Annotated in this window: 21 protein-coding genes; 17 read left to right on the forward strand and 4 right to left on the reverse strand. The window is 61.8% G+C overall.

Annotated elements, in window-relative coordinates:
* Positions 1–138 precede the first annotated feature (138 nt).
* The 4 genes from trxB (at position 139) to infA (ending at position 2,907) form a co-directional block, all read left to right on the forward strand.
* Positions 139–1,089: a thioredoxin-disulfide reductase gene (trxB, locus tag AACY13_RS19010; RefSeq protein WP_339463143.1), complete on the forward strand. Its 951-nt coding sequence runs from the start codon at positions 139–141 to the stop codon at positions 1,087–1,089.
* Positions 1,090–1,144: 55 nt separating this feature from the next.
* Positions 1,145–1,825 (forward strand): leucyl/phenylalanyl-tRNA--protein transferase, encoded by a 681-nt coding sequence (gene aat / locus AACY13_RS19015; protein WP_339463144.1) that lies wholly within the window; start codon positions 1,145–1,147, stop codon positions 1,823–1,825.
* A 55-nt stretch (positions 1,826–1,880) separates the two neighbouring features.
* Complete coding sequence (locus AACY13_RS19020) at positions 1,881–2,588, forward strand: arginyltransferase (RefSeq protein WP_339463145.1); 708 nt, start codon at positions 1,881–1,883, stop codon at positions 2,586–2,588.
* A 100-nt stretch (positions 2,589–2,688) separates the two neighbouring features.
* Positions 2,689–2,907: a translation initiation factor IF-1 gene (gene infA, locus AACY13_RS19025; protein ID WP_002553999.1), complete on the forward strand. Its 219-nt coding sequence runs from the start codon at positions 2,689–2,691 to the stop codon at positions 2,905–2,907.
* A gap of 121 nt (positions 2,908–3,028) precedes the next feature.
* Here infA and clpA read toward each other — a convergent pair whose 3' ends face one another.
* Both clpA and clpS read right to left on the reverse strand, forming a co-directional pair.
* Entirely contained in the window at positions 3,029–5,299 is a 2,271-nt protein-coding gene (gene clpA, locus AACY13_RS19030; RefSeq protein WP_339463146.1) for an ATP-dependent Clp protease ATP-binding subunit ClpA, read from the reverse strand.
* A gap of 29 nt (positions 5,300–5,328) precedes the next feature.
* Positions 5,329–5,691, reverse strand: coding sequence for an ATP-dependent Clp protease adapter ClpS (clpS, locus tag AACY13_RS19035; RefSeq protein WP_339463147.1), 363 nt, complete (start codon positions 5,689–5,691; stop codon positions 5,329–5,331).
* Positions 5,692–5,918: 227 nt separating this feature from the next.
* Here clpS and cspD point away from each other — a divergent pair, with 227 nt between their 5' ends.
* Positions 5,919–6,182, forward strand: a complete 264-nt coding sequence (cspD, locus tag AACY13_RS19040) for a cold shock domain-containing protein CspD (protein WP_339463148.1) — start codon at positions 5,919–5,921, stop codon at positions 6,180–6,182.
* A gap of 197 nt (positions 6,183–6,379) precedes the next feature.
* Here cspD and icd read toward each other — a convergent pair whose 3' ends face one another.
* Positions 6,380–7,636 carry an NADP-dependent isocitrate dehydrogenase gene (gene icd / locus AACY13_RS19045; RefSeq protein ID WP_339463149.1) on the reverse strand — a complete coding sequence of 419 codons (1,257 nt, stop codon included), beginning with the start codon at positions 7,634–7,636 and terminating at the stop codon, positions 6,380–6,382.
* A 363-nt stretch (positions 7,637–7,999) separates the two neighbouring features.
* Here icd and AACY13_RS19050 point away from each other — a divergent pair, with 363 nt between their 5' ends.
* The 12 genes from AACY13_RS19050 to AACY13_RS19105 all read left to right on the forward strand — a co-directional run bounded on the left by AACY13_RS19050 (position 8,000) and on the right by AACY13_RS19105 (position 22,320).
* Complete coding sequence (locus AACY13_RS19050; RefSeq protein ID WP_339463150.1) at positions 8,000–10,225, forward strand: NADP-dependent isocitrate dehydrogenase; 2,226 nt, start codon at positions 8,000–8,002, stop codon at positions 10,223–10,225.
* Positions 10,226–10,344: 119 nt separating this feature from the next.
* Positions 10,345–10,785 carry an NUDIX hydrolase gene (locus AACY13_RS19055; RefSeq protein ID WP_339463151.1) on the forward strand — a complete coding sequence of 147 codons (441 nt, stop codon included), beginning with the start codon at positions 10,345–10,347 and terminating at the stop codon, positions 10,783–10,785.
* 60 nt (positions 10,786–10,845) lie between these two features.
* Positions 10,846–11,964, forward strand: a complete 1,119-nt coding sequence (mnmA, locus tag AACY13_RS19060) for a tRNA 2-thiouridine(34) synthase MnmA (protein WP_339463153.1) — start codon at positions 10,846–10,848, stop codon at positions 11,962–11,964.
* On the forward strand, positions 11,961–12,581 hold the full coding sequence (gene hflD / locus AACY13_RS19065; protein WP_339463154.1) for a high frequency lysogenization protein HflD: 621 nt from the start codon (positions 11,961–11,963) through the stop codon (positions 12,579–12,581). The genes mnmA and hflD overlap by 4 nt, the downstream gene beginning before the upstream one ends.
* Positions 12,578–13,438 (forward strand): DMT family transporter, encoded by an 861-nt coding sequence (locus AACY13_RS19070; RefSeq protein ID WP_339463155.1) that lies wholly within the window; start codon positions 12,578–12,580, stop codon positions 13,436–13,438. Before hflD ends, AACY13_RS19070 begins: the two co-directional genes overlap by 4 nt.
* Before the next feature lie 86 nt (positions 13,439–13,524).
* The gene (purB, locus tag AACY13_RS19075; protein WP_339463156.1) at positions 13,525–14,895 is read left to right on the forward strand and encodes an adenylosuccinate lyase; all 1,371 of its coding nucleotides are present in this window, start codon (positions 13,525–13,527) and stop codon (positions 14,893–14,895) included.
* Between the two features lie 77 nt (positions 14,896–14,972).
* Positions 14,973–16,139: a ribosomal protein uL16 3-hydroxylase gene (locus AACY13_RS19080; protein WP_339463157.1), complete on the forward strand. Its 1,167-nt coding sequence runs from the start codon at positions 14,973–14,975 to the stop codon at positions 16,137–16,139.
* Positions 16,132–16,554, forward strand: coding sequence for a GNAT family N-acetyltransferase (locus tag AACY13_RS19085; RefSeq protein ID WP_339463158.1), 423 nt, complete (start codon positions 16,132–16,134; stop codon positions 16,552–16,554). The genes AACY13_RS19080 and AACY13_RS19085 overlap by 8 nt, the downstream gene beginning before the upstream one ends.
* 8 nt (positions 16,555–16,562) lie before the next feature.
* Positions 16,563–17,204, forward strand: coding sequence for a DUF7931 domain-containing protein (locus tag AACY13_RS19090; protein ID WP_339463159.1), 642 nt, complete (start codon positions 16,563–16,565; stop codon positions 17,202–17,204).
* Positions 17,201–18,010, forward strand: a complete 810-nt coding sequence (locus AACY13_RS19095) for a secretin N-terminal domain-containing protein (protein WP_339463160.1) — start codon at positions 17,201–17,203, stop codon at positions 18,008–18,010. The genes AACY13_RS19090 and AACY13_RS19095 overlap by 4 nt, the downstream gene beginning before the upstream one ends.
* 501 nt (positions 18,011–18,511) lie before the next feature.
* Positions 18,512–20,107, forward strand: coding sequence for an isocitrate lyase (locus AACY13_RS19100; RefSeq protein ID WP_339463191.1), 1,596 nt, complete (start codon positions 18,512–18,514; stop codon positions 20,105–20,107).
* Between the two features lie 233 nt (positions 20,108–20,340).
* The gene (locus AACY13_RS19105) at positions 20,341–22,320 is read left to right on the forward strand and encodes a PhoX family protein (protein WP_339463161.1); all 1,980 of its coding nucleotides are present in this window, start codon (positions 20,341–20,343) and stop codon (positions 22,318–22,320) included.
* Between the two features lie 84 nt (positions 22,321–22,404).
* On the opposite strand, the gene AACY13_RS19110 is transcribed toward AACY13_RS19105, so the two are convergent.
* Positions 22,405–23,724, reverse strand: coding sequence for a Na+/H+ antiporter family protein (locus AACY13_RS19110; protein ID WP_339463162.1), 1,320 nt, complete (start codon positions 23,722–23,724; stop codon positions 22,405–22,407).

Here is a 23,724-nt window from a genome sequence, read left to right on the forward strand (position 1 = left end):
ATCGCCCGCGGCGATCGGGCAACGGCGCTCGACTCCCGCTCGCCACCTGCTTCGGTGTAGCATATCCGCCAACATCTTCCGTGCGGCTCAATTGGAGCATGCATTCTCTTTTGTGACAAAGGCTTATGAGGTGTTTTTATGAGCGAAGTCAAGCATTCACGCCTGATCATCCTGGGCTCTGGCCCCGCCGGTTATAGCGCCGCCGTCTATGCCGCACGGGCCAATCTCAAGCCCGTGGTGATCACCGGCATTCAGCCTGGCGGCCAGCTCACCACCACCACCGAAGTGGACAACTGGCCGGGCGACGTCGAAGGCCTGACCGGTCCGGCCCTGATGGAGCGCATGCAGAAACACGCCGAGCGCTTTGACACCGAGATCATCTACGACCATATCCATACCGCCGAGTTGCAGTCGCGCCCCTTTACCCTCAAGGGCGACAGCGGCACCTATACCTGCGACGCCCTGATTATCGCCACCGGCGCATCTGCCCAGTACCTGGGCCTGCCGTCGGAAGAGGCATTTTCCGGCAAGGGCGTGTCGGCCTGCGCCACCTGCGACGGCTTCTTCTACCGTAACCAGGTGGTTGCGGTGATCGGCGGCGGCAACACTGCCGTTGAAGAGGCGCTGTACCTGGCCAATATCGCCAAGGAAGTGCACCTGGTACACCGTCGCGACAAGCTGCGTTCGGAGAAGATCCTCCAGGACAAGCTGTTCGACAAGGCAGCCAACGGCAATATCACCCTGCACTGGAACCATGCGCTCGATGAAGTGCTGGGCGACAACAGCGGCGTGACCGGCGCACGCCTGAAAGACACCCAGACCGGGGTGACCAAGGATCTGCCGTTGGCCGGTGTGTTTATCGCCATTGGCCACAAGCCCAATACCGACCTGTTCCAAGGTCAGCTGGAAATGCGCGACGGCTACCTGCTGATCAAGGGTGGCAGCGAAGGCAATGCCACCGCCACCAGCATCGAAGGGGTCTTCGCCGCTGGCGATGTGGCCGACCACGTCTATCGCCAGGCCATCACTTCCGCCGGCGCTGGCTGCATGGCGGCACTCGACGTCGAGAAGTTCCTCGACGACAACTGATAGCCCTAGGGGCGGCCTCTTAGCGACCGCCCTGCCCTCCCCCCGGCCCCGCCTCATGCTGACCTGGCTACAACGCAACACACTGGATTTCCCGCCCCTCGACAAGGCGCTGCGCGACCCCAACGGACTGCTCGCCGCCGGCGGTGACCTGAGCCCCGAACGCCTGATCCAGGCTTACCGCCACGGCTGCTTTCCCTGGTTCCAGGACGGCCAGCCGATCCTCTGGTGGTCGCCCGACCCGCGCACCGTACTGCTTCCCGAAAAACTGCACCTCTCCCGCAGCCTCGCCAAGCTATTGCGCCAGGGCCGCTACCGGGTCACCTTCGACCAGGCCTTCGCCGAGGTCATCCAGGCCTGCGCCGCACCGCGCAGTTACGCCGCGGACACCTGGATCACCACACCGATGCAAGCTGCCTATCTGGAGTTGCATAAGCGCAGCATCGCCCATTCGGTTGAGGTCTGGCAGGGCGAAGAGCTAGTCGGCGGGCTCTACGGACTGGCCATGGGCCAGCTGTTTTTCGGCGAGTCGATGTTCAGTCGCGCCGACAACGCCTCCAAAGTGGGCTTTGCCACCCTGGTACAGCGCCTGAAAGCCTGGGGCTTCGTACTGATCGACTGCCAGATGCCGACACAGCACCTGCACAACTTCGGCGCAAGGGCCATCTCCCGCCAACAGTTCGCCGCTTACCTGAGCCGTCATCTCGATCAGGCCACTCAAGCCGACTGGCTTACCTAGGCGAGTTTGCCTGCCTGGCATACACTTGAATCAAGACTGATCCCGAGAGTCGATCATGACCGAGCTGGCCCGCCTGAAGTTTTATGCCACTCAACCGCACCCATGCAGCTATCTGCCCGATGAACAAGCCACCACCCTGTTCCTCGACCCCAGCCAGCCCATGGACGCGGAGGTATACGCCGAGCTTTCGGAAATGGGCTTTCGGCGTAGCGGCGAGCACCTCTATCGCCCGCACTGCCAGCGCTGCACCGCCTGCATGCCGGCACGCATCCCGGCGGCGCAGTTCAGTCCCAATCGGCAACAGCGGCGCATTCTCAAGCGCAATCAGGACCTCCAGGTACGCCCGGTACGCCCGACTTTCACCGAGGAGTACTACAACCTCTACGTCCGCTATATCGAGCAGCGCCATGCCGATGGCGACATGTACCCGCCCAGCCGTGAACAATTCTCGACCTTTCTCGTGCGCGACCTGGCATTTTCCCGTTTCTACGAGTTCCGCCACGAGGATCGCCTGCTCGCCATCGCGGTCACCGACGTGCTGCCCAACGGGCTTTCCGCGGTCTACACCTTCTACGACCCCAACGAGGAGCGACGCAGCCTGGGCCGCTTCGCCATTCTCTGGCAAATCGCCGAAACCACCCGCCTGGGCCTGCACGCCGTCTACCTCGGCTACTGGATCAAGAACTGCCGCAAGATGAACTACAAGACCCAATACCGACCGATTGAGCTCTTCGTCAATCAACGCTGGGTCAGCCTTATCTGAAGCCCTTGGCGCAAACCCCAATTTTCGGGCACAATGCACGCCGCTTTTGCCTGGCGCCAGTTGCACCGGGCCATTCATTGGATACCGAGGGCTTTACTGCATGTCGAAAGAAGACAGCTTCGAAATGGAAGGCACTGTCGTCGACACCCTGCCCAACACCATGTTCCGTGTGGAGTTGGAAAATGGGCACGTCGTTACCGCGCACATCTCCGGAAAGATGCGCAAGAACTACATCCGCATTCTGACTGGTGACAAGGTTCGCGTTGAGCTGACACCTTACGACCTGAGCAAGGGTCGTATCACCTACCGCGCCCGTTAATAACGCAGGTCAATCGCCAGGAGCCCGATCAGGGCAAAACGGCAGTTGACGGCGGGTTAACCCAGGCTGCAAATGAAAACGCCCGGCACTGCCGGGCGTTTTTGTTGCTTGGCATTGTGGATCAGGCCATTTCCGCCGTGGTTTCAAAGTCGAAGGTCAGCTCGCCATCGCTGATATCGACATGCACCACACCGCCATGCTCGGACAACTCACCGAACAGGATCTCTTCCGCCAGCGGACGCTTGATCTTGTCCTGAATCAGGCGCGCCATCGGCCGAGCCCCCATCTGCACGTCATAGCCCTTCTCCGCCAGCCAGTTACGCGCCGCGTCGCTGACCTCGAGCATGACCCGCTTATCCTCCAGCTGCGCCTGCAGCTCGGTGAGAAACTTGTCGACGATGCTCTTGATCACCTCATGACTCAGGCGGCCAAACTGGATAATGGTGTCCAGACGGTTACGGAACTCAGGGGTAAAGCTCTTCTTGATCACTTCCATGGCATCGGATGAGTGATCCTGGTGGGTGAAGCCAATGGAGGCGCGCGCAGCAGTCTCGGCCCCCGCGTTGGTGGTCATGATCACGATCACGTTGCGGAAATCCGCCTTGCGCCCGTTGTTGTCGGTCAGGGTGCCGTGATCCATCACCTGCAACAGCAGGTTGAAGACTTCCGGATGGGCCTTCTCGATCTCATCGAGCAGCAACACGCAATGCGGCGTCTTGGTGATGGCCTCGGTCAGCAGACCGCCCTGATCGAACCCCACATAGCCGGGCGGCGCACCGATCAGACGCGACACGGTGTGCCGCTCCATGTATTCGGACATATCGAAGCGGATCAGCTCCACCCCCAAGGCCTTGGCCAACTGGCGCGCGGCTTCGGTCTTGCCCACCCCGGTAGGGCCGGCGAACAGGAAGGAACCGACCGGCTTGTCCGGTGCCTTGAGCCCTGCCCGTGACAGCTTGATCGCGGTCGACAGCGAATCGATCGCCGCATCCTGGCCGAACACCGTGAGCTTCAGGTCGCGCTCGAGGTTGCGCAACAACTCCTTGTCCGAGCTGCTGACATGCTTAGGCGGAATTCGCGCGATTTTCGCCACGATATCCTCGACCTGCGCCACATCAATCCGCGTCAGGCGCTTTTCCACCGGTTGCAGGCGCTGGTAGGCACCCGCTTCATCGATCACGTCGATGGCCTTGTCCGGCATATGCCGGTCATTGATATAACGCGAGGCCAGCTCGGCAGCGGCGCGTAGCGCCTCATCGCTGTACTCGATGCCGTGATGTTGCTCGAAACGCCCCTTCAGGCCACGCAGGATGCCAATGGTGTCCTCCACCGACGGCTCGACCACATCAACCTTCTGGAAGCGCCGCGCCAAGGCGCGATCCTTCTCGAAAATACCGCGAAATTCCTGGAAGGTGGTGGAGCCTATGCAGCGAATCTCGCCCGAAGACAGCATCGGCTTGAGCAGATTGGAGGCGTCCATCACCCCGCCGGATGCCGCACCGGCTCCGATGATGGTGTGGATCTCATCGATAAACAGAATGGCGTGCGGCCGCTTGCGCAGCTCGTTGAGCAACGCCTTGAGGCGCTTCTCGAAGTCGCCGCGGTATTTGGTACCGGCCAGCAGCGCCCCCAGATCCAGGGAGTAGACCACGCTGTCAGCCAGCAGGTCGGGCACCTGATTGTCGACGATGCGCTTGGCCAGGCCTTCGGCAATCGCGGTTTTACCCACACCGGCCTCACCCACCAGCAGCGGGTTGTTCTTGCGCCGACGCGCGAGAATCTGCGCAACCCGCTCGACCTCCAGCTCTCGACCCACCAGCGGATCGATTCGCCCCTGGCGCGCCAGTTCGTTGAGGTTGCTGGCATAGGCATCCAGCGGATTGCTGGAGCCGGAAGGCTCGCCGCCCTCTTCATCCTGCATTTCCTGATCGGTTTCGGAATGGCCACCATGGCCCGGCACCTTGGAGATGCCATGGGCAATAAAGTTGACCACATCGATCCGCGCGACGCTCTGTTGCTTGAGCAGGAACACCGCCTGGCTTTCCTGCTCGCTGAAGATGGCCACCAGCACATTGGCCCCGGTCACCTCACGCTTGCCCGAGCTTTGCACGTGGAATACCGCGCGCTGCAATACCCGCTGAAAACCCAGGGTTGGCTGGGTTTCGCGCTCTTCATCGTGCTGGGGGATCAGTGGCGTGGTGGAGTCGATAAATTCTTGCAGGTCATGCCGCAATTTATCCAGATTGGCACCGCAGGCGCGTAACACGCTGGCCGCGGCCTCATTATCCAGAAGCGCCAGCAGGAGGTGCTCAACCGTCATGAACTCATGACGCTTGGTGCGAGCCTCCTTGAAAGCCAGATTGAGGGTGACTTCGAGCTCTCGATTTAACATAGCTTCACCTCATGCCCAAGCGGCCGGCGTTAACCGTCCTTCTCTATTTCACAGAGTAGCGGATGCTGGCTCTCTCTCGCATATTGATTCACCTGCATAGCCTTGGTTTCAGCAATATCGCGGGTAAATACTCCACACACTGCCCGCCCCTCGGTATGGACGGTCAGCATGAGCTTGGTCGCCAGCTCTCGATTCAGGCTGAAAAACACTTCGAGAACCTCGACCACAAAATCCATGGGCGTGTAGTCATCGTTGAATATGACCACCTTATACATAGGCGGTGCCTGCAATGCCGGCTTGGACTCCTGAATGGCGACACCGAAGGAATCGTCCTCATGCGCTGCCGGGCGGTCCTGATTTAATGTTAGTCGAATCTGGCTACGTGCATGCATGGTGAATAGGGTTCGTTGATAGGCGAATAGGGGATGCCAGGCAGAGTTTGCACGGCTTCTCAGCCAGTTGCAGCATTGCCTTGACTATCGGCAAAACAGTGTTACAAACAATAAATACCCTGTCAGGGGTATAAGGGGTTCCACATCACCAGCGCTCAGCCAATCTATGTGTGGAATTTAAGTGGATGATACTCCAGTGATGGAGTCCTTTGCAGAGGGATATCAGCATGGTTAGCGGTAAGGTCAAGTGGTTCAACAACGCCAAAGGCTATGGATTCATCGTCGCCGACGGTCGAGATGAGGACCTGTTCGCCCACTACTCGGCTATCCAGATGGACGGCTATAAAACGCTGAAAGCTGGCCAGCCAGTAAGCTTCGATATTATTCAAGGTCCTAAAGGGCTCCACGCCGTCAATATCAGCGCGGCTCCTGTCGCCACTGACACCCCGGCCGCGGTCAAGCAGCCCCAGGGTGCAACGGTAGAAGTCTGACTTACCGGGTTTATTGCTTACCCACAAAAAGGCCGGTCAATTGACCGGCCCTTCTTTATGGTCTGCCATCCCTGACGACCACCCTACGGGCCGTCGCTCGCGCGACGTTAAAAATTGCTCCCTGCAATTTTTTATGGGCTGCCGCCCCATGGCGACTACCCTGGAGGTCGTCGTCACGGAGCGTTAAAGCAGCTCGCTTACATATGCGAGATCAATGCATCGCCGAATGCCGAGCAGGACAGCAACTTGGCACCGTCCATCAGACGCTCGAAGTCATAGGTCACGGTCTTGGCCGAAATTGCGCCGTTGGTGCCCTTGATGATCAGGTCGGCCGCCTCGATCCAGCCCATGTGACGCAGCATCATTTCCGCGGAGAGGATCAACGAACCCGGGTTCACCTGATCTTTGCCGGCGTACTTGGGCGCGGTGCCGTGAGTGGCTTCGAACATGGCCACGGTGTCGGACAGGTTGGCACCTGGCGCGATACCGATACCACCCACTTCGGCCGCCAGGGCGTCGGACAGGTAGTCACCATTGAGGTTGAGGGTGGCGATCACGTCGTACTCGGCCGGACGCAGCAGAATCTGCTGCAGCATGGCATCGGCAATGGCGTCCTTGACGACGACGTTCTTGCCGGTCTTGGGGTTCTTGAACTGCATCCAGGGACCGCCATCGAGCAGGGTCGCGCCGAACTCTTCGGCAGCGATTTCATAGGCCCATTCCTTGAAGGCACCTTCGGTGAACTTCATGATGTTGCCTTTGTGCACGATGGTCAGCGAGTCGCGGTCATTATCGACCACATACTGCAGTGCCTTACGCGCCAGACGCTTGGTGCCTTCCTTGGAAACCGGTTTGACGCCGATACCGCAGTCCTGGTCGAAACGGATCTTGGTGACGCCCATTTCCTCCTTGAGGAACTTGATCACCTTGTTCGCCTCGGGCGAACCGGCCTTCCACTCGATACCGGCATAGATGTCTTCCGAGTTCTCGCGGAAGATGGTCATGTCGACGTCGCCCGGCTTTTTCACCGGGCTCGGCACGCCCTCGAACCAGCGTACGGGGCGCAGGCAGACATACAGGTCGAGCTGCTGCCGCAGGGCCACGTTCAGCGAGCGGATACCGCCGCCGACGGGCGTGGTCAGCGGGCCCTTGATGGAGACGACGTAATCCTTGACCGCATCCAGGGTTTCCTGAGGCAGCCAGGTGTCCTGATCGTAGACCTGAGTGGCTTTCTCGCCGGCATAGACTTCCATCCAGGAAATCTTGCGCTCGCCGCCATAGGCCTTCTCGACAGCCGCATCAACCACTTTGATCATGACCGGGCTGATATCGACGCCGATACCGTCACCTTCGATATACGGGATGATCGGGTTGTTCGGCACATTCAGGGATGTATCGGCATTAACGGTGATTTTGTCACCGGTTGCTGGCACCTGGATCTTTTGGTATCCCATGCTGGACTCCGTCTTGTGGTTAAAACAGTCATATCGCCCGAGAGTAACCCAGTTGAATCGGGCGAAACCATATGTTCATTGGTCTTATGCGCCTGGGCATTCTGCGACGCGCTGCCGCAGTGGTATACTGCCGCGATGACTAACAAGTCATAAGGCGCAGGCTACCTCAGCGAGGTGCCCGCTTCTTGAAACCGTCGAATTGCCACCGCGACTCGCACGGCTCGAAATACTCGACACTCTACTGGTGCATCCAACATCACCGCGGCAAGACCTCGACTTCTGGCTCGTTCGCACGGGCCTCGGCGCTTACCTGCGCATGTCGAGCGCCTGTGCACGCTCAGCAAAGAAGAGAGTTAACTCAGAATGTCCACCCCTTCGAAGATCATCTATACCTTCACCGACGAAGCCCCGGCCCTTGCGACCTATTCGCTTCTTCCTATTGTAGAAGCCTTCGCAGCCTCTGCCGGAATTGCCGTCGAAACCCGCGACATCTCTCTTGCAGGGCGCATCCTTGCAAGCTTTGCCGATCAGTTGGATGCCGATAAGCGGATCGAAGACGACCTCGCCAAGCTGGCCGTGCTGGCCACCTCGCCAGACGCCAACATCATCAAGCTGCCGAACATCAGCGCTTCGGTGCCGCAGCTCAAGGGCGCAATCGCCGAGCTGCAGGCCCAGGGCTACGACATCCCGAATCTTCCGGAAGATCCGCAGAGCGACGCCGAGAAGGAAATCCGCGCGCGCTACGGCAAGATCCTCGGCAGCGCGGTCAACCCGGTCCTGCGCGAAGGCAACTCCGACCGCCGCGCACCCGCTGCAGTCAAGGCCTTTGCCCGCAAGCACCCGCATTCCATGGGCAAGTGGAGCATGGCTTCACAGTCCCACGCCGACTATATGCGTGGCGGCGACTTCTTCTCCAGCGAGCAATCGATCACCATGGCCAAGGCCGGTGACGTGCGCATCGAATTTGTCGGCAAGAACGGCCAGGTCGAGGTCAAAAAACAGCTTACCCTGCAGGAAGGCGAAGTCTTCGACAGCATGTTCATGAGCTGCCGCAAACTGCGCGAGTTCTTCGAAGCCACCCTGCAAGATTGCAAGGAAACCGGCGTGATGTGGTCCCTGCACGTCAAGGCGACCATGATGAAGGTCTCCCACCCGATCGTCTTCGGCCACGCCGTCAGCGTTTACTACAAGGACGTGTTCGACAAGTACGGCGATCTATTCAAAGAGCTCGGCGTCAACCCGAACAACGGCATCAGCAGCGTCTACGACAAGATCAAGTCCCTGCCCGCCTCGCGCCAGGAAGAAATCCTCGACGACATCCACGCCTGCTACAGCCATCGCCCGGAAATGGCCATGGTCGACTCGGTCAAGGGCATCACCAACCTGCACATCCCCAGCGACGTGATCGTCGACGCCTCGATGCCGGCGATGATCCGCAGCTCCGGGCAGATGTGGGGCAAGGACGGCAAGCTCAAGGACGCCAAGGCGGTGATGCCGGAAAGCACCTACGCCCGTATCTACCAGGAAATGATCAATTTCTGCAAAACCAATGGAGCCTTCGACCCGACCACCATGGGCAGCGTGCCGAACGTCGGCCTGATGGCGCAGAAGGCCGAAGAGTACGGCTCCCATGACAAGACCTTCGAAATGACCGCAGACGGCAGCATGCGCGTCGTCACCGCCGACGGCAGCGTGTTGATGCAGCACGAGGTCGAGGCCGGCGACATCTGGCGCGCCTGCCAGACCAAGGACGCGCCGATCCGCGACTGGGTCAAGCTGGCCGTCACCCGCGCCCGCCAGTCCGGCACCCCGGCGATCTTCTGGCTCGACCCGGAGCGCGCCCACGACCGCGAACTGCAGAAGAAGGTCGAAGCCTACCTGCAGGAACACGACCTGACCGGCCTGGATATCCGCGTCATGGACTATAACCAGGCCATTCGCGTGAGCATGGAGCGCCTGATCCGTGGCCAGGACACCATTTCGGTGACCGGCAACGTGCTGCGCGACTACCTGACCGACCTGTTCCCGATCATGGAACTGGGCACCTCGGCCAAGATGCTCTCCATCGTTCCACTGATGGCCGGCGGCGGCATGTACGAAACCGGTGCCGGCGGCTCGGCTCCCAAGCATGTACAGCAGCTGATCGAAGAGAACCACCTGCGCTGGGATTCGCTGGGCGAATTCCTGGCCCTGGCGGTTTCCCTGGAAGAAACCGGGATCAAGACCAGCAACCCGAAAGCCAAGCTCCTGGGCACCACCCTCGACGCGGCCACCGGCAAGCTGCTGGACAACAACAAGTCGCCATCGCGCAAGACCGGCGAACTGGACAACCGCGGCAGCCACTTCTACCTGGCCCTGTACTGGGCTCAGGAACTGGCTGCACAGCAGGAAGATGCAGAGCTGCAGACGCAGTTCGCGCCACTGGCAAAAGTCCTTAGCGAGAACGAAGCGACCATCGTCGCTGAACTCAGCGCCGTACAGGGCAAGCCCGTGGACATCGGCGGTTACTACCGCTCCAACCCGCAGCTGACCAGCCAGGTCATGCGTCCGAGCGCGACCTTCAACGCCGCGCTCTCCGCCCTGGTCTAAACGCCCAGCGCCCGCGAGCGCTGCAACACCGCAAACCCCGGCCCCGTGCCGGGGTTTGTGCATTCAGGGCAGAGTGAATCAGGATATGATCGCCTTTTGTCATAACGGGTAGCATTTTCATGCAGTGGCAACCACACATCACCGTGGCCACGGTCATCGAAGACCAAGGCCGCTTCCTGCTGGTCGAAGAAATGGCCGAAGGCCGCGCCGTATTCAACCAGCCGGCCGGGCATCTGGAGGCCAACGAAAGCCTGCTCCAGGCCGCCCTGCGCGAGACCCTCGAGGAAACCGGCTGGGATGTCGAATTGACCGGCGTCACCGGCATCTATCTGTATACCGCACCGAGCAATGGCATTACCTACCAGCGCGTGTGCTTTGCCGCCAGGGCCTTGCAACAACGCCCTAACCATCCGCTCGACCAGGGCATCATCGGCCCGCGCTGGCTGAGCCGCGACGAACTGGCCGCACAACCCGAGCGCTGGCGCAGCGAGCTGGTGTTGCGCTGCATCGACGACTACCTGAACGGCCAGTGTTTTCCCCTGAGCCTGATCCGCGATTAACGGCCACGCCTCTGCGCCTGCTAGAATCGCCCTCTTTTCAACCCTGTGCCCAGTATTCCCATGCAAGATCCAACTACTCAGCGCGTCATAGTCGGCATGTCCGGCGGCGTCGACTCCTCCGTTTCCGCCCTGCTGCTGCTCGAACAGGGCTATCAGGTCGAAGGCCTGTTTATGAAGAACTGGGACGAGGACGACGGCACCGAATACTGCACCGCCATGGACGACCTGGCCGATGCCCAGGCGGTATGCGACAAGATCGGTATCAAGCTGCATACCGCCAACTTCGCCGCCGAGTACTGGGACAACGTGTTCGAGCACTTCCTCGCCGAATACAAGGCCGGGCGCACGCCCAACCCGGATATCCTGTGTAACCGCGAAATCAAGTTCAAAGCCTTTCTCGATTACGCCTTGATCCTCGGGGCCGACCTGATCGCCACCGGCCACTATGTGCGCCGCCGCGATAGCGATGGGCGCACCGAGCTGCTCAAGGGCCTGGACCCGAACAAGGACCAGAGCTACTTCCTCCATGCAGTGGGCGGCGAGCAGATCGCCAAGACCCTGTTCCCGGTCGGCGAGCTGGAAAAACCGGCGGTGCGAGCGATTGCCGAGAAATATGAACTGGCCACGGCGAAGAAGAAGGACTCCACCGGCATCTGCTTTATCGGCGAGCGGCGTTTCAGCGATTTCCTCAAGCAGTACCTGCCGGCCCAGCCGGGCGATATCGAAACCACCGAAGGCGAAATCATCGGCCGCCACCATGGCCTGATGTACCACACCATCGGCCAGCGCCAGGGCCTGGGCATCGGCGGCCTGAAAGATGCCAGCGACGAGCCCTGGTATGTGCTGCACAAGGACCTCGAGCGCAATGTGCTGGTGGTCGGCCAGGGCAACGAACACCCCTGGCTGTTCTCCCGCGCCCTGCTCGCCTCGGAGATCTACTGGGTCAACCCCATCGACCTGAGCAGCCCGCGGCAACTGACCTCCAAGGTGCGCTATCGCCAGGGCGACCAGGCCTGCACCCTGGAAAAGACCGCCAGCGGCTATCGCGCAGTCTTCGCCATGCCGCAGCGCGCGGTCACCCCCGGCCAGTCGGTGGTGTTCTATGAGGGCGAGGTGTGCCTGGGCGGCGGCGTGATCGAAGTCGCCGAGCCCTGGAGCAGCAAGGAGCCACAACCATGAGCCCGACCCAGGAGCAACTGGTCGCGCTGGGTGCGGTATTCGAGGCCGCCGTGCTGGTCGACACGCTGGCTCGCACCGGCCAGGTCGGCGAGCCCGCAGTGGCCTGCCTGATCGGCAGCCTGCTGGTGCGCAACCCGCCAGGCACCCTGGATGTGTACGGCGGCAGTGACCTCAACCTGCGCGACGGCTACCGCGCCCTGGTCAGTGCCCTGGAGCGCGACCCGACCAGCCTGCAACGCGACCCGCTGCGCTATGCCCTGGCGTTGCTGGCACTGGAACGACAGTTGAACAAGCGCGACGACATGCTGCAGGTGATGGGCAGCCGCCTCGACCAGATCCAGCAGCAGGTCGAGCACTTCGGCCCGACTCACGAAAATGTCATCGCCAACTGCGGCAGCCTGTATCAGGACACCATCAGCACCTTCCGCCAGCGCATTCAGGTGCAGGGCGATTCGCGCCACCTGCAGCAAGCCAACAATGCGGCGAAGATTCGCGCCCTGCTGCTGGCCGGCATCCGCTCGGCGCGCCTGTGGCGACAACTGGGCGGGCACCGCTGGCAACTGGTGTTCAGCCGCAGCAAGCTGCTCAAGGAACTCTACCCGCTGTTACGCGGGTGACCAGCCGCTCGGTAAAACCGCTGCAGGGGGCCGCATTGCTGGCCCTCTCGGCCCTGCTGTTCGCCCTGATGGGCGTCGCCATCCGCGAGGTGTCCGGCAGCGTCAACACCGAGTCGGTGGTGTTCTTCCGTAGCCTGGTGGGCGTACTGTTCTTTCTGCCGCTGCTCCTGCTCAGGGGCATCCAGCCGCTGAAAACCGCCCGCCTCAAGTCGCACCTGTGGCGGACCGGCTACGGCCTGGCGGCGATGTACTGTTTCTTCTACGCCATTGCCCACCTGCCACTGGCCGACGCCATGCTGTTCACCTACTCCGCCCCGCTGTTTACCCCACTGATCGCCTGGTGGTGGCTGAAGGAGCCGCTGACCCGGCGCATGCTGCTGACCACCGCCGCCGGCCTGCTTGGCGTGCTGCTGGTGGCCAAGCCCTCCGCCGCACTGCTCGACAGCCAGACCCTGATCGGCATGGCCGCGAGCATCCTGGCGGCCTTCGCCTTCGTCTCGATTCGCGAGATGAGCGACACCGAGCCGGCCTTTCGCATCGTCTTCTATTTCTCGCTGTTCAGCGCGCTGATTGCCGCCATCCCCCTGACCTGGGCCTGGCAGCCGCTGGCAGCCACCGAACTCGAACTACTGCTGTTTATCGGCCTGCTGGCCACCGCCAGCCAGATCATCATGTCCAAGGCCTACGGCCTGGCACCGCCGGGCCTGATCGGGCCCGTCGCCTACCTGGCGATCATCTTCGCCGGAGTGATCGCCTGGCTGCGCTGGGGCGAGACGCCAGACCTGACCTCTGCGTTCGGGGCTGCGCTGATCTTCAGCGCCAGCCTGCTGTCGATCGCTCGAAGCAAACGCGGCTGAACGGTCGCAGCCAATCGCAATCAAGCTGGCGATTTCATGTATGATATGCGCCCTTTTCAATGCCCGACTGTCCGAGAACGCCTCCCATGCAGCTCTCCTCGCTCACCGCGGTTTCCCCCGTTGATGGCCGCTATGCCGGCAAAACCAGCGCCCTGCGCCCGATCTTCAGCGAATACGGCCTGATCCGTTTCCGCGTTCTGGTTGAAGTGCGCTGGCTGCAGCGTCTGGCCGCCCACGAAGGCGTTACGGAAGTTGCACCCTTCTCCGCCGAAGCCCAGGCCATCCTCAATGAACTGGCGGACAACTTCGCCGTCGAGCATGCCGAGCGGGTCAAGGAAATCGAGCGCACCACCAACCACGACGTCAAAGCCGTGGAGTACCTGCTCAAGGAGCAGGCGGCCAAGCTGCCGGAGCTGGACAAGGTCAGCGAATTTATCCACTTCGCCTGCACCAGCGAAGACATCAACAACCTGTCCCACGCCCTGATGCTGCGCGAAGGCCGCGACAGCGTGCTGCTGCCGCTGATGCGCCAGACCGCCGACGCCATCCGCGAGCTGGCGATCAAATTCGCCGACGTGCCGATGCTCTCGCGCACCCACGGCCAGCCGGCGTCGCCGACCACCCTGGGCAAGGAACTGGCCAACGTGGTCTACCGCCTCGAGCGGCAGATCACCCAAGTCGCGGCCGTGCCGCTGCTGGGCAAGATCAACGGCGCAGTGGGCAACTACAACGCCCACCTGTCGGCCTATTCGCAGATCGACTGGGAAGCCAACGCCAAGCAGTTCATCGAAGGTGACCTGGGTCTGCAGTTCAACCCTTACACCACCCAGATCGAGCCGCACGACTACATCGCCGAGCTGTTCGATGGCATTGCGCGCTTCAACACCATCCTGATCGACTTCGATCGGGATATCTGGGGCTATATCTCCCTGGGTTACTTCAAGCAGCGCACCATTGCTGGCGAAATCGGCTCCTCGACCATGCCGCACAAGGTCAACCCGATCGACTTCGAAAACTCCGAAGGCAACCTGGGTATCGCCAACGCGCTGTTCCAGCACCTGGCCAGCAAGCTGCCGATCTCGCGCTGGCAGCGCGACCTGACCGACTCCACCGTGCTGCGTAACCTCGGTGTCGGCTTCGCTCACAGCGTGATCGCCTACGAAGCCAGCCTCAAAGGCATTAGCAAACTGGAACTGAACGAAGTCCGCATCGCCGCCGATCTGGACGCCTGCTGGGAAGTGCTCGCCGAGCCGATCCAGACCGTGATGCGCCGCTATGCCATCGAGAACCCCTACGAGAAGCTCAAGGAACTGACCCGCGGCAAGGGCATCAGCCCCGAAGCGCTGCAGACCTTTATCGACGGCCTGGATATGCCGGCCGCCGCCAAGGCCGAACTCAAGTTGCTGACCCCGGCCAGCTACATCGGCAACGCAGTGGCCCAGGCCAAGCGCATCTAAACGGCAGTAGCCCTCTGACGCCCGGCTATGCCGGGCGTTTTCTTTTTCAGGCTTTTATTTATTTCAAGGGCTTAGCAATGAATCCTGATACTCCGCTGCAACTGCTGGGCGGCATTAGTGCCCGCGAGTTCATGCGCGACTACTGGCAGAAAAAACCCCTGCTGGTACGCCAGGCCATCCCCGGCTTCGAAAGCCCGATCTCCCCGGACGAACTGGCCGGCCTGGCCCTGGAAGAGGAAATCGAGTCGCGCCTGGTGATCGAGCACGGCGAGCGCCCCTGGGAACTGCGTCGCGGCCCCTTCGCCGAAGACGCTTTCGCCGCCCTGCCCGAGCGCGACTGGACCCTGCTGGTGCAGGCGGTCGACCAGTTCGTCCCGGAAGTGGCCGAGTTGCTCGAGCAGTTCAAGTTCCTGCCCAAGTGGCGCATCGACGACGTGATGATCAGCTTCGCCGCGCCGGGCGGCGGCGTCGGCCCGCACTTCGACAACTACGATGTGTTCCTCCTGCAGGGTCACGGCAAGCGCCGCTGGCAGGTCGGCCAGCTGTGCAACTCGGACAGCCCGCTGCTGCCCCACGCGGATCTGAAGATCCTCGCCGAATTCGTTAAAACTGAAGAATGGGTGCTGGAGCCCGGCGACATGCTGTATCTGCCGCCGCTTCTGGCCCACTGTGGTACCGCTGAGGATGACTGTATGACGTATTCCGTAGGCTTCCGTGCGCCGAGCGCCGCCGAAGTGCTGACCCATTTCACCGATTTCCTCGGTCAGTTCCTGCCCGACGAGGAACGCTACAGCGACGCCGACGCGCAGCCAACCGACGACCCCACGCAGATCCAGCGCGACGCTCTGGACCGCCTCAAGGCCCTGCTCACCGAGCATATGAGCGACGAGCGCCTGTTGATGACCTGGTTCGGCCAATTCATGACCGAGCCGCGCTACCCCGAGCTGATCGCCGGCATCGAGATCGACGAGGAGGCCTTCCTCGGCGGCCTGGAAGACGGCGCGGTGCTGGTGCGCAACCCCAGTGCGCGCATGGCCTGGTCGGAAGTCGGCGACGACCTGGTGCTGTTCGCCAGCGGCCAGAGCCGCCTGCTCTCGGCCAGCCTGCGTGAGCTGCTGAAACTGGTGTGCTCGGCCGACGCCCTGCATATCGACAATCTCGGCGCGTGGCTTGCCGATGACGAAGGGCGTAATCTGTTGGTGGAACTGGTCAAACAAGGCAGCCTGGAGTTTGCTGATGAGTGAGATTCACGTTCGCCTGGCCGACTGGCAGAAGGACAATGCCGATCTGCGGCGCATTCGCGAAACCGTGTTTATCGCCGAACAAGCGGTGCCGCCGGAGCTCGAATGGGATGCAGAAGACGCCGATGCCGTGCATTTCCTCGCCTGCGAGGGCGACTACCCCGTAGGTACCGCCCGCCTGCTGCCCGACGGCCATATCGGTCGGGTCTCGGTACTCAAGGACTGGCGCGGCCTGAATGTCGGTGCTGCACTGATCAATGCGGTAGTCGCAGAAGCGGAAAAACGCGGGCTCGAGCAGCAAATGCTCAGCGCCCAGGTGCAGGCCACCGCCTTCTATGAAAAGCTCGGTTTTGCCATTGTCAGTGGCGAGTACCTGGACGCCGGCATCCCCCACGTGGATATGGTGCGACACAGCTAGAGGCCAAAATGAACGACAAACACGCCCCGTCAGACGCTACCGAAAGCCAAGAGCCCATAGAGCTTCCCGCCATCGAGTTTCAGTCTCCGGGGCGTTTTGCCGTGCACAACCCGCCCAGTCAGTCAGGCGACAGCCCCCGTGCGGAGCCTGCGCCCTTTATCCTCGGCGCACACCCGGACCTGGAGCGCTTCAGTCAGCCCGAGCAGGCCCGCACCCATGCCCTCGCCCTGCTCCAGCAAGCCCAGCGCAGCCTGTGTATCTACAGCCATGACCTAGAACCCTGGCTCTATCATCACAGCAGCGTGCAGGACGCCTGCACCCGCTTCCTCCTGGCCAGCCCACGCAATCAGTTGCGCATCCTGCTCAGGGATCCTAGCCGCGCGGCCCGGGAAGGCCATCGCCTGCTCAGCCTGTCCCGCCGCCTGCCCTCCAGCCTGCAGATCCGCAAATTCAACCCGGACTACCCCAGCGAAGAGTTGGCCTTTCTCGTCGCCGATGACTGCGGTTTGCTGCTGTTACCGGAAATCAGCCAATTTAGTGGCTACGCCCTGTACCAGGACCCGGCCCGGGTCCGCCTGCGCCGCACCCAGTTCGACCAGGCCTGGGATAGCAGCACCAGCGATGCCGACTTACGGAGTTTTCTGCTATGACCCTGCGCAGCCTACTTGCCGCGACCCTGCTGGGCTGCAGCCTGTCGCTCAGCGCCGCGACCGAGGTGATCCCACTCAACTACCGCAGCGCTGATGAGGTGTTGACGGTGGTGCAATCGGTTCTGGGCAACGAGGGCCGGGTCAATGCTTACGGCAACCAACTGATCGTCAATGCCGAGCCGGCGAAGATCGAGGAAGTTCGCAGCCTATTGCTGCAACTTGACACCCAACCGCGCCGCCTGCTGATCAGCGTCGACAGCAGCGAATCCAGCCAGCAGCACGACCGGGGCTATCGCGTGGACGGCAGCATCGGCACCGGTGATGTTCAGGCGCAGATAGGCCGGGGCGAGATTCAGGGCCGCGATCAGGTGCGCATCATCCGCCGCAGCACCGACAGCCGCGGCGGCGGCACTCAACAGGTGCAGGCCACAGAAGGCTACCCGGCACTGATCCAGGTCGGCCAGAGCGTGCCGCTGACCACCCGCGAGCGTGATGCCTATGGCCAACCCTACAGCACCACCCAGTACCGCGACGTGACCCGTGGTTTCTATGTCACCGCCAGCCTCAGCGGCGAGCGGGTGCATATCAGCATCAGCAGCAATCGCGACCGCTTGAGCCAGGCTCAGCCCGGAGCCATCGACGTGCAAAGCACCGCCACCCGGGTCAGCGGTCGCCTCGGCGAATGGATCAGCATCGGCGGCGTCAGCGAACAGAGCCAGGTCGATCGCGACGGCTTTCTGCAGCACCGCTCGACCCAGGGGCGCGAGGACATGAGCCTGCGAGTCATGGTTGAAGTGGTTGACTGAGGCAGCTACGGCCTGACTTGTCGGTCGATATAGGACTTATGTAGTAGTACGTAAAAAGCACTACAAAATAATTGACGAACACTTTTAGCGGAGGCATGATGGCCCCGCTCCCGCTAATCAGAGGTACCGAAAGGACCTCCGAATCGCGCTCCAACTTACCGTCCGAGCCGATTTGCGTTGTAAAGCCCACAAGGCGGTTCGATGAGATTGCGACTGGAACGAAGTTGTCCTGAGGGACGGGGAAGCGTTTGAATCAGCCAGCATGAGTCGCAGCATCTGAGTCGCCCAACGGCATCTATGATCCGCCAAGCGCCAAATGACCCGGTCATTTGCAGTAGCTGACCATCAGCGGACTGTTTGTTCGTCACCCTCCTCCCGGATCAATTCCGTCCCAAGTCGATTTCTCGACCTTCCGCAGTGCGCTCACGACAACCTTCCGGCAACACAGGTGTTCAGTGGGGAAGCCGGTGCTCAACCAACACATTTTTTGAAGGATTGACCATGTCCGCATATCAAAACGACATCAAAGCAGTCGCCGCCCTTAAAGAGGTTGCCGGCAGCAGCTGGAGCGCTATTGACCCGGAATCCGTGGCTCGTATGCGCGCTCAGAACCGCTTCAAGACCGGTCTGGAAATCGCTCAGTACACCGCCGATATCATGCGCAAAGACATGGCCGAGTACGATGCTGACTCCTCCGTCTACACCCAGTCCCTGGGCTGCTGGCATGGTTTCATCGGGCAGCAGAAGCTGATCTCGATCAAGAAGCACCTGAAGACCACCAACAAGCGCTACCTCTACCTGTCGGGCTGGATGGTTGCTGCCCTGCGTTCCGATTTCGGTCCGCTGCCGGATCAGTCCATGCACGAAAAAACTTCGGTTTCCGGTCTGATCGAAGAGCTGTACACCTTCCTGCGCCAGGCTGATGCCCGCGAACTGGACCTGCTGTTCTCCGCTCTGGATGCTGCCCGCGCTGCTGGCGACAACGCCAAAGCCGCTGACCTGCAGAACCAGATCGACAACTACGAAACTCACGTAGTGCCAATCATCGCTGACATCGACGCTGGTTTCGGTAACCCAGAAGCCACCTACCTGTTGGCCAAGCGCATGATCGAAGCCGGCGCTTGCTGCATCCAGATCGAAAACCAGGTTTCTGACGAGAAGCAGTGCGGTCACCAGGACGGCAAAGTAACCGTTCCTCACGCCGACTTTATCGCCAAGATCAACGCTGTTCGTTACGCGTTCCTCGAGCTGGGCATCGACAACGGCGTCATCGTTGCACGTACCGACTCCCTGGGTGCTGGCCTGACCAAGCAAATCGCCGTGACCAAAGAGCCAGGCGACCTGGGCGACCAGTACAACTCCTTCCTCGACTGTGAAGAAGTTTCCGCTGCCGACCTGGGCAATGGCGACGTCGTGATCAACCGTGGCGGCAAGCTGCTGCGTCCTAAGCGCCTGCCTTCCAACCTGTTCCAGTTCCGTGCTGGCACCGGCGAAGCGCGTTGCGTACTGGACAGCATCACTTCGCTGCAGAACGGCGCTGACATGCTGTGGATCGAAACCGAGAAGCCGCACGTCGGTCAGATCGCAGAAATGGTTAACGAAATCCGTAAAACCATTCCGAACGCCAAGCTGGTGTACAACAACAGCCCATCGTTCAACTGGACTCTGAACTTCCGCCAGCAGGCTTATGATGCTCTGGCTGCCGAAGGTAAGGACGTTTCCGCCTACGACCGCGCCAAGCTGATGAGTGTTGATTACGACACCACCGAACTGGCTCAGATCGCTGACGAACGCATCCGCACCTTCCAGCGCGACGCTTCTGCTCAGGCTGGTATCTTCCACCACCTGATCACTCTGCCGACTTACCACACCGCTGCGCTGTCCACCGACAACCTGGCCAAAGGGTACTTCGCAGACCAAGGCATGCTGGCCTACGTGAAAGGCGTTCAGCGCGAGGAGATCCGTCAAGGTATCGCCTGCGTTAAGCACCAGAACATGTCCGGTTCCGACCTGGGCGACGCGCACAAAGAGTACTTCGCTGGCGAAGCTGCTCTGAAAGCCGGCGGCAAAGACAACACCATGAACCAGTTCAGCTAAGAACCGGTTCACTCAACCGAGGCCACGATCAAGGTTGAGGGTGTTACAAGAAGAACCCCGGCAGAAATGCTGGGGTTTTTTTTGCCTTGTATTCCATGGCCGTCCCAGCACCGCGCCGGGCGGCGCTCGGGCGTTCGCGCCATTTTGTGCGCCGCCGCACAGCGGCTGTCATCTTGCCGTCGTCTTCCATGGTTAGCGTCAAGGCTCCGTCGATCAACCTGAAGGAGCCGCGCATGAGCCCCAACGATGACAACAACCTGCTGTTCGGTAATGGCGATGAGCGCCCCAGCAATGACTCCGCCAACCCGCATCTGCAGGAGCTGGCCACCGGCCTGGGTCGCCGGCAGATTCTGGCCGGTGGGGCCACCCTGGGGGCCCTGGCCTTTCTCGGCAGCGCCATGCCGGGACTCGCCGAAGCGGCGCAGCCGGCGGCCAACGCCCTGACCAAACCGCCCTTCAAACCACGCAGCAAACTGCCCTTCCATGCAGTGGCAACCAGTCGCGCCGACAGCATCACGGTACCTGCCGGTTACCGTGCCACTACTTTTATTCCCTGGGGCACACCCATCACCGGCGGCTACCCCGCCTACCTGGAAGACGGCAGCAACAGCGCCCAGGATCAGGCCGAGCAACTGGGCATGCATCACGACGGCATGCACTTCTTCCCGATCGACGCCCAGCGCGGCGGCAAAAGCAGCGACCACGGCCTGCTGGTGCTCAACCACGAATATATCGACGCGCAACTGCTTCATCCCAATGGCCCGACGCTAGTGGCCGGCAAGCGCAGCAGCGGCGAAGAAGTCCGTAAGGAAATCAATGCCCACGGGGTTTCCGTGGTGGAAGTACGCCGCAACCACGCCGGCAACTGGTCAGTCCTGCCCAGCGCGCGCAATCGCCGCATCACCGGCGCTACGCCGATGCAGATTGGCGGCCCAGCACGCGGCCACGCCCTGCTCAAGACCCGCCACAGCCCCCAGGGGACGGCCAGCCGTGGCACCCTGAACAACTGCTCAAACGGTTTCACCCCCTGGGGCACCTACCTCACCTGCGAGGAAAACTGGGCCGGTTACTTCGCCAGCGCCGATCCCGATATGCCGCGCGAACTCAGCCGCTATGGCCTGCGCAGCAGCAGCCGCTACGGCTGGGATCACCTGAGCGGCGACGAATTCGAGCGTTTCAACGCCACGCGCCTGGCCGCCCGCGCCGAAGACGACTACCGCAACGAGCCCAACCAGTTCGGCTGGATAGTGGAAATCGACCCCTTTGCCCCGGAAACGCAACCGGTCAAACGCACCGCCCTGGGCCGCTTCGCCCATGAAGGGCTGGTGTTCGCCCCGGTAAAGGCCGGCCGGCCGATAGTCTGCTACTCCGGCGACGACTCGCAGAACGAGTACATCTACAAGTACGTCAGCCGCGACAAATACCGACCCGGCCGCAGCGATGGCCGCCTGCTGGACGAGGGCACCCTGTTTGTCGCCCGTTTCGAAGCCAGTGGCAAGGGCCAATGGCTGGCCCTGGACCTCCAGGACAAGGCCTTCCAGGCCGCCTGCAGCGCCGCCGGGGTGAGCTTCGCCGACCAGGGCGAAGTGCTGATCAACACCCGCCTGGCGGCCGATGTCGCCGGGGCCACGAAGATGGATCGTCCGGAATGGGGCGCGGTCAATCCGGACAATGGCGAGGTGTATTTCACCCTGACCAACAACAGCTCGCGCACCAGCGCCGATGCCGCCAACCCGCGTTCGCCCAACCCCTTCGGCCATATCATCCGCTGGCGCGAGCTGAGCCGCGACTATGCCGGCCGCCAGTTCGCCTGGAGTCTGTTTATGCTGGCCGGACCGGAAACCGACAGCGTGGGTCCGAACGGCCAGCCGCTTAACGCCGACAACCGCCTGGCCAGCCCGGATGGCCTGTGGTTCGACGAGGAAGGCCGGCTGTGGATCCAGACCGACATGAGCGGCAGCCAGCTCGGCAGCGGGCCCTTCGGCAATAACCAGATTCTGGTTGCCGAACCCCGCACCGGCGAGTTGAAGCGCTTTCTGGTCGGCCCCCTGGGCTGCGAAGTCACCGGCATTGCCGCCACCCCGGACTTTCGCAGCCTGTTCGTCAATATCCAGCACCCGGACGATGGCAGCACCTGGCCCGATGGCCCCGGTAAACGCCCACGCTCGGCCACGGTGATCATCAGCCGCGAAGATGGCCGGCGGCTGCTCTAGAGCAACCGGCGCGGAACGAGAGCAACCAGCGGGTCATGGCCGTTAAAGGGCCATGACCCGCTTTTGCCTTGCCCCTGCTGCCGGTCAGATCACCATGGCCGCTGCCCACCCGAACACCAGCAGCGGCAGGTTGTAGTGCAGGAAGGTCGGCACCACGCTGTCCCAGATATGGTTGTGCTGGCCATCGACGTTCAGCCCCGAGGTCGGCCCCAGGGTCGAATCGGAGGCGGGTGAGCCGGCATCGCCCAACGCCCCCGCGGTGCCGACGATGCACAGGATGGCCAGCGGGCTGAAGCCCAGCGTCAGCCCCAGGGGCACGAAGATTGCCGCGATGATCGGCACCGTGGAGAAAGACGAACCGATGCCCATGGTCACCAGCAGGCCAACCAGCAGCATCAGCAGTGCGCCCAGGGCCTTGTTGTGGCCAATCAGCTCGGCCGAACTGTCGACCAGGGTCTGCACCTGGCCCGTGGCCTTCATCACCTCGGCGAAGCCGGCGGCGGCGATCATGATAAAGCCGATCATTGCCATCATTTTCATGCCTTCGGTAAACAGGTCGTCTGCCTCTTTCCAGCGCACCACCCCGGACACCGAGAACACCACGAAACCCACCAGGGCTCCGATGATCATCGAATCCAGCCACAGCTGCACGACAAAGGCAGCCACTATGGCCACACCCGCCGCCAGCAGGCTCCAGGGGTTATAGGCCACCTCGACCCGCTCGACCTGCTCGATCTTCTGCAGGTCGTAGACGCGCTTGTTGCGGTAGCTGAACAGCACCGCCACCAGCAGCCCGCAGAACATGCCCAGGGCCGGAATCGCCATGGCCCGGGTGACGCTCAGCCCCGCAGTATCGACACCGGCCTTGGCCACATTGGCCAGCAGGATTTCATTGAGGAAGATCCCGCCAAAGCCCACCGGCAGGAACATATAGGGGGTGATCAGGCCGAAGGTCAGCACGCAGGCAATCAGCCGTCGATCCAGTTGCAGCTTACTCAGCACATAGAGCAAGGGCGGCACCAGCAGCGGTATAAAGGCGATATGGATCGGCAGAATGTTCTGCGACGAGATGGCCACCGCCAGCAGCAGTACTATCAGCAGCCACTTGAGCAGACCCGCGCCCTGGCCCTCCTGCCGGCCCACCATGGCCAGCGCCTTGTCCGCCAGGGCATGGGCCAGGCCGGACTTGGCAATCGCCACGGCAAAGGCTCCGAGCAGGGCGTAGGACAGCGCCACGGTGGCCCCGCCGCCCAGGCCCTTGTTGAAGGCCGCGAGCGCGCCCTCGATCCCCAGGCCGCCGAGCAGACCACCGGCCAGCGCGCCGACGATCAGGGCCACCACAACGTGCACACGGCACAGGCTGAGAATCAGCATGATCCCCACTGCCGCAACGACTGCGTTCAT

It is taken from the genome of Pseudomonas sp. EA_105y_Pfl2_R69 (assembly GCF_963970915.1).
Lineage (GTDB): Bacteria > Pseudomonadota > Gammaproteobacteria > Pseudomonadales > Pseudomonadaceae > Aquipseudomonas.

What these genes read in the sequence shown, in the direction of transcription:
- purB (WP_339463156.1), top strand. Translation starts at nt 13,525, where the DNA reads ATGCAGCTCTCCTCGCTCACCGCGGTTTCCCCCGTTGATGGCCGCTAT.
- infA (WP_002553999.1), top strand. Translation starts at nt 2,689, where the DNA reads ATGTCGAAAGAAGACAGCTTCGAAATGGAAGGCACTGTCGTCGACACC.
- AACY13_RS19080 (WP_339463157.1), top strand. Translation starts at nt 14,973, where the DNA reads ATGAATCCTGATACTCCGCTGCAACTGCTGGGCGGCATTAGTGCCCGC.
- AACY13_RS19105 (WP_339463161.1), top strand. Translation starts at nt 20,341, where the DNA reads ATGAGCCCCAACGATGACAACAACCTGCTGTTCGGTAATGGCGATGAG.
- clpS (WP_339463147.1), bottom strand. Translation starts at nt 5,691, where the DNA reads ATGCATGCACGTAGCCAGATTCGACTAACATTAAATCAGGACCGCCCG.
- clpA (WP_339463146.1), bottom strand. Translation starts at nt 5,299, where the DNA reads ATGTTAAATCGAGAGCTCGAAGTCACCCTCAATCTGGCTTTCAAGGAG.
- AACY13_RS19090 (WP_339463159.1), top strand. Translation starts at nt 16,563, where the DNA reads ATGAACGACAAACACGCCCCGTCAGACGCTACCGAAAGCCAAGAGCCC.
- AACY13_RS19020 (WP_339463145.1), top strand. Translation starts at nt 1,881, where the DNA reads ATGACCGAGCTGGCCCGCCTGAAGTTTTATGCCACTCAACCGCACCCA.
- cspD (WP_339463148.1), top strand. Translation starts at nt 5,919, where the DNA reads ATGGTTAGCGGTAAGGTCAAGTGGTTCAACAACGCCAAAGGCTATGGA.
- AACY13_RS19100 (WP_339463191.1), top strand. Translation starts at nt 18,512, where the DNA reads ATGTCCGCATATCAAAACGACATCAAAGCAGTCGCCGCCCTTAAAGAG.
- AACY13_RS19110 (WP_339463162.1), bottom strand. Translation starts at nt 23,724, where the DNA reads ATGAACGCAGTCGTTGCGGCAGTGGGGATCATGCTGATTCTCAGCCTG.
- AACY13_RS19055 (WP_339463151.1), top strand. Translation starts at nt 10,345, where the DNA reads ATGCAGTGGCAACCACACATCACCGTGGCCACGGTCATCGAAGACCAA.
- mnmA (WP_339463153.1), top strand. Translation starts at nt 10,846, where the DNA reads ATGCAAGATCCAACTACTCAGCGCGTCATAGTCGGCATGTCCGGCGGC.
- AACY13_RS19095 (WP_339463160.1), top strand. Translation starts at nt 17,201, where the DNA reads ATGACCCTGCGCAGCCTACTTGCCGCGACCCTGCTGGGCTGCAGCCTG.
- AACY13_RS19050 (WP_339463150.1), top strand. Translation starts at nt 8,000, where the DNA reads ATGTCCACCCCTTCGAAGATCATCTATACCTTCACCGACGAAGCCCCG.
- aat (WP_339463144.1), top strand. Translation starts at nt 1,145, where the DNA reads ATGCTGACCTGGCTACAACGCAACACACTGGATTTCCCGCCCCTCGAC.
- AACY13_RS19085 (WP_339463158.1), top strand. Translation starts at nt 16,132, where the DNA reads ATGAGTGAGATTCACGTTCGCCTGGCCGACTGGCAGAAGGACAATGCC.
- icd (WP_339463149.1), bottom strand. Translation starts at nt 7,636, where the DNA reads ATGGGATACCAAAAGATCCAGGTGCCAGCAACCGGTGACAAAATCACC.
- hflD (WP_339463154.1), top strand. Translation starts at nt 11,961, where the DNA reads ATGAGCCCGACCCAGGAGCAACTGGTCGCGCTGGGTGCGGTATTCGAG.
- trxB (WP_339463143.1), top strand. Translation starts at nt 139, where the DNA reads ATGAGCGAAGTCAAGCATTCACGCCTGATCATCCTGGGCTCTGGCCCC.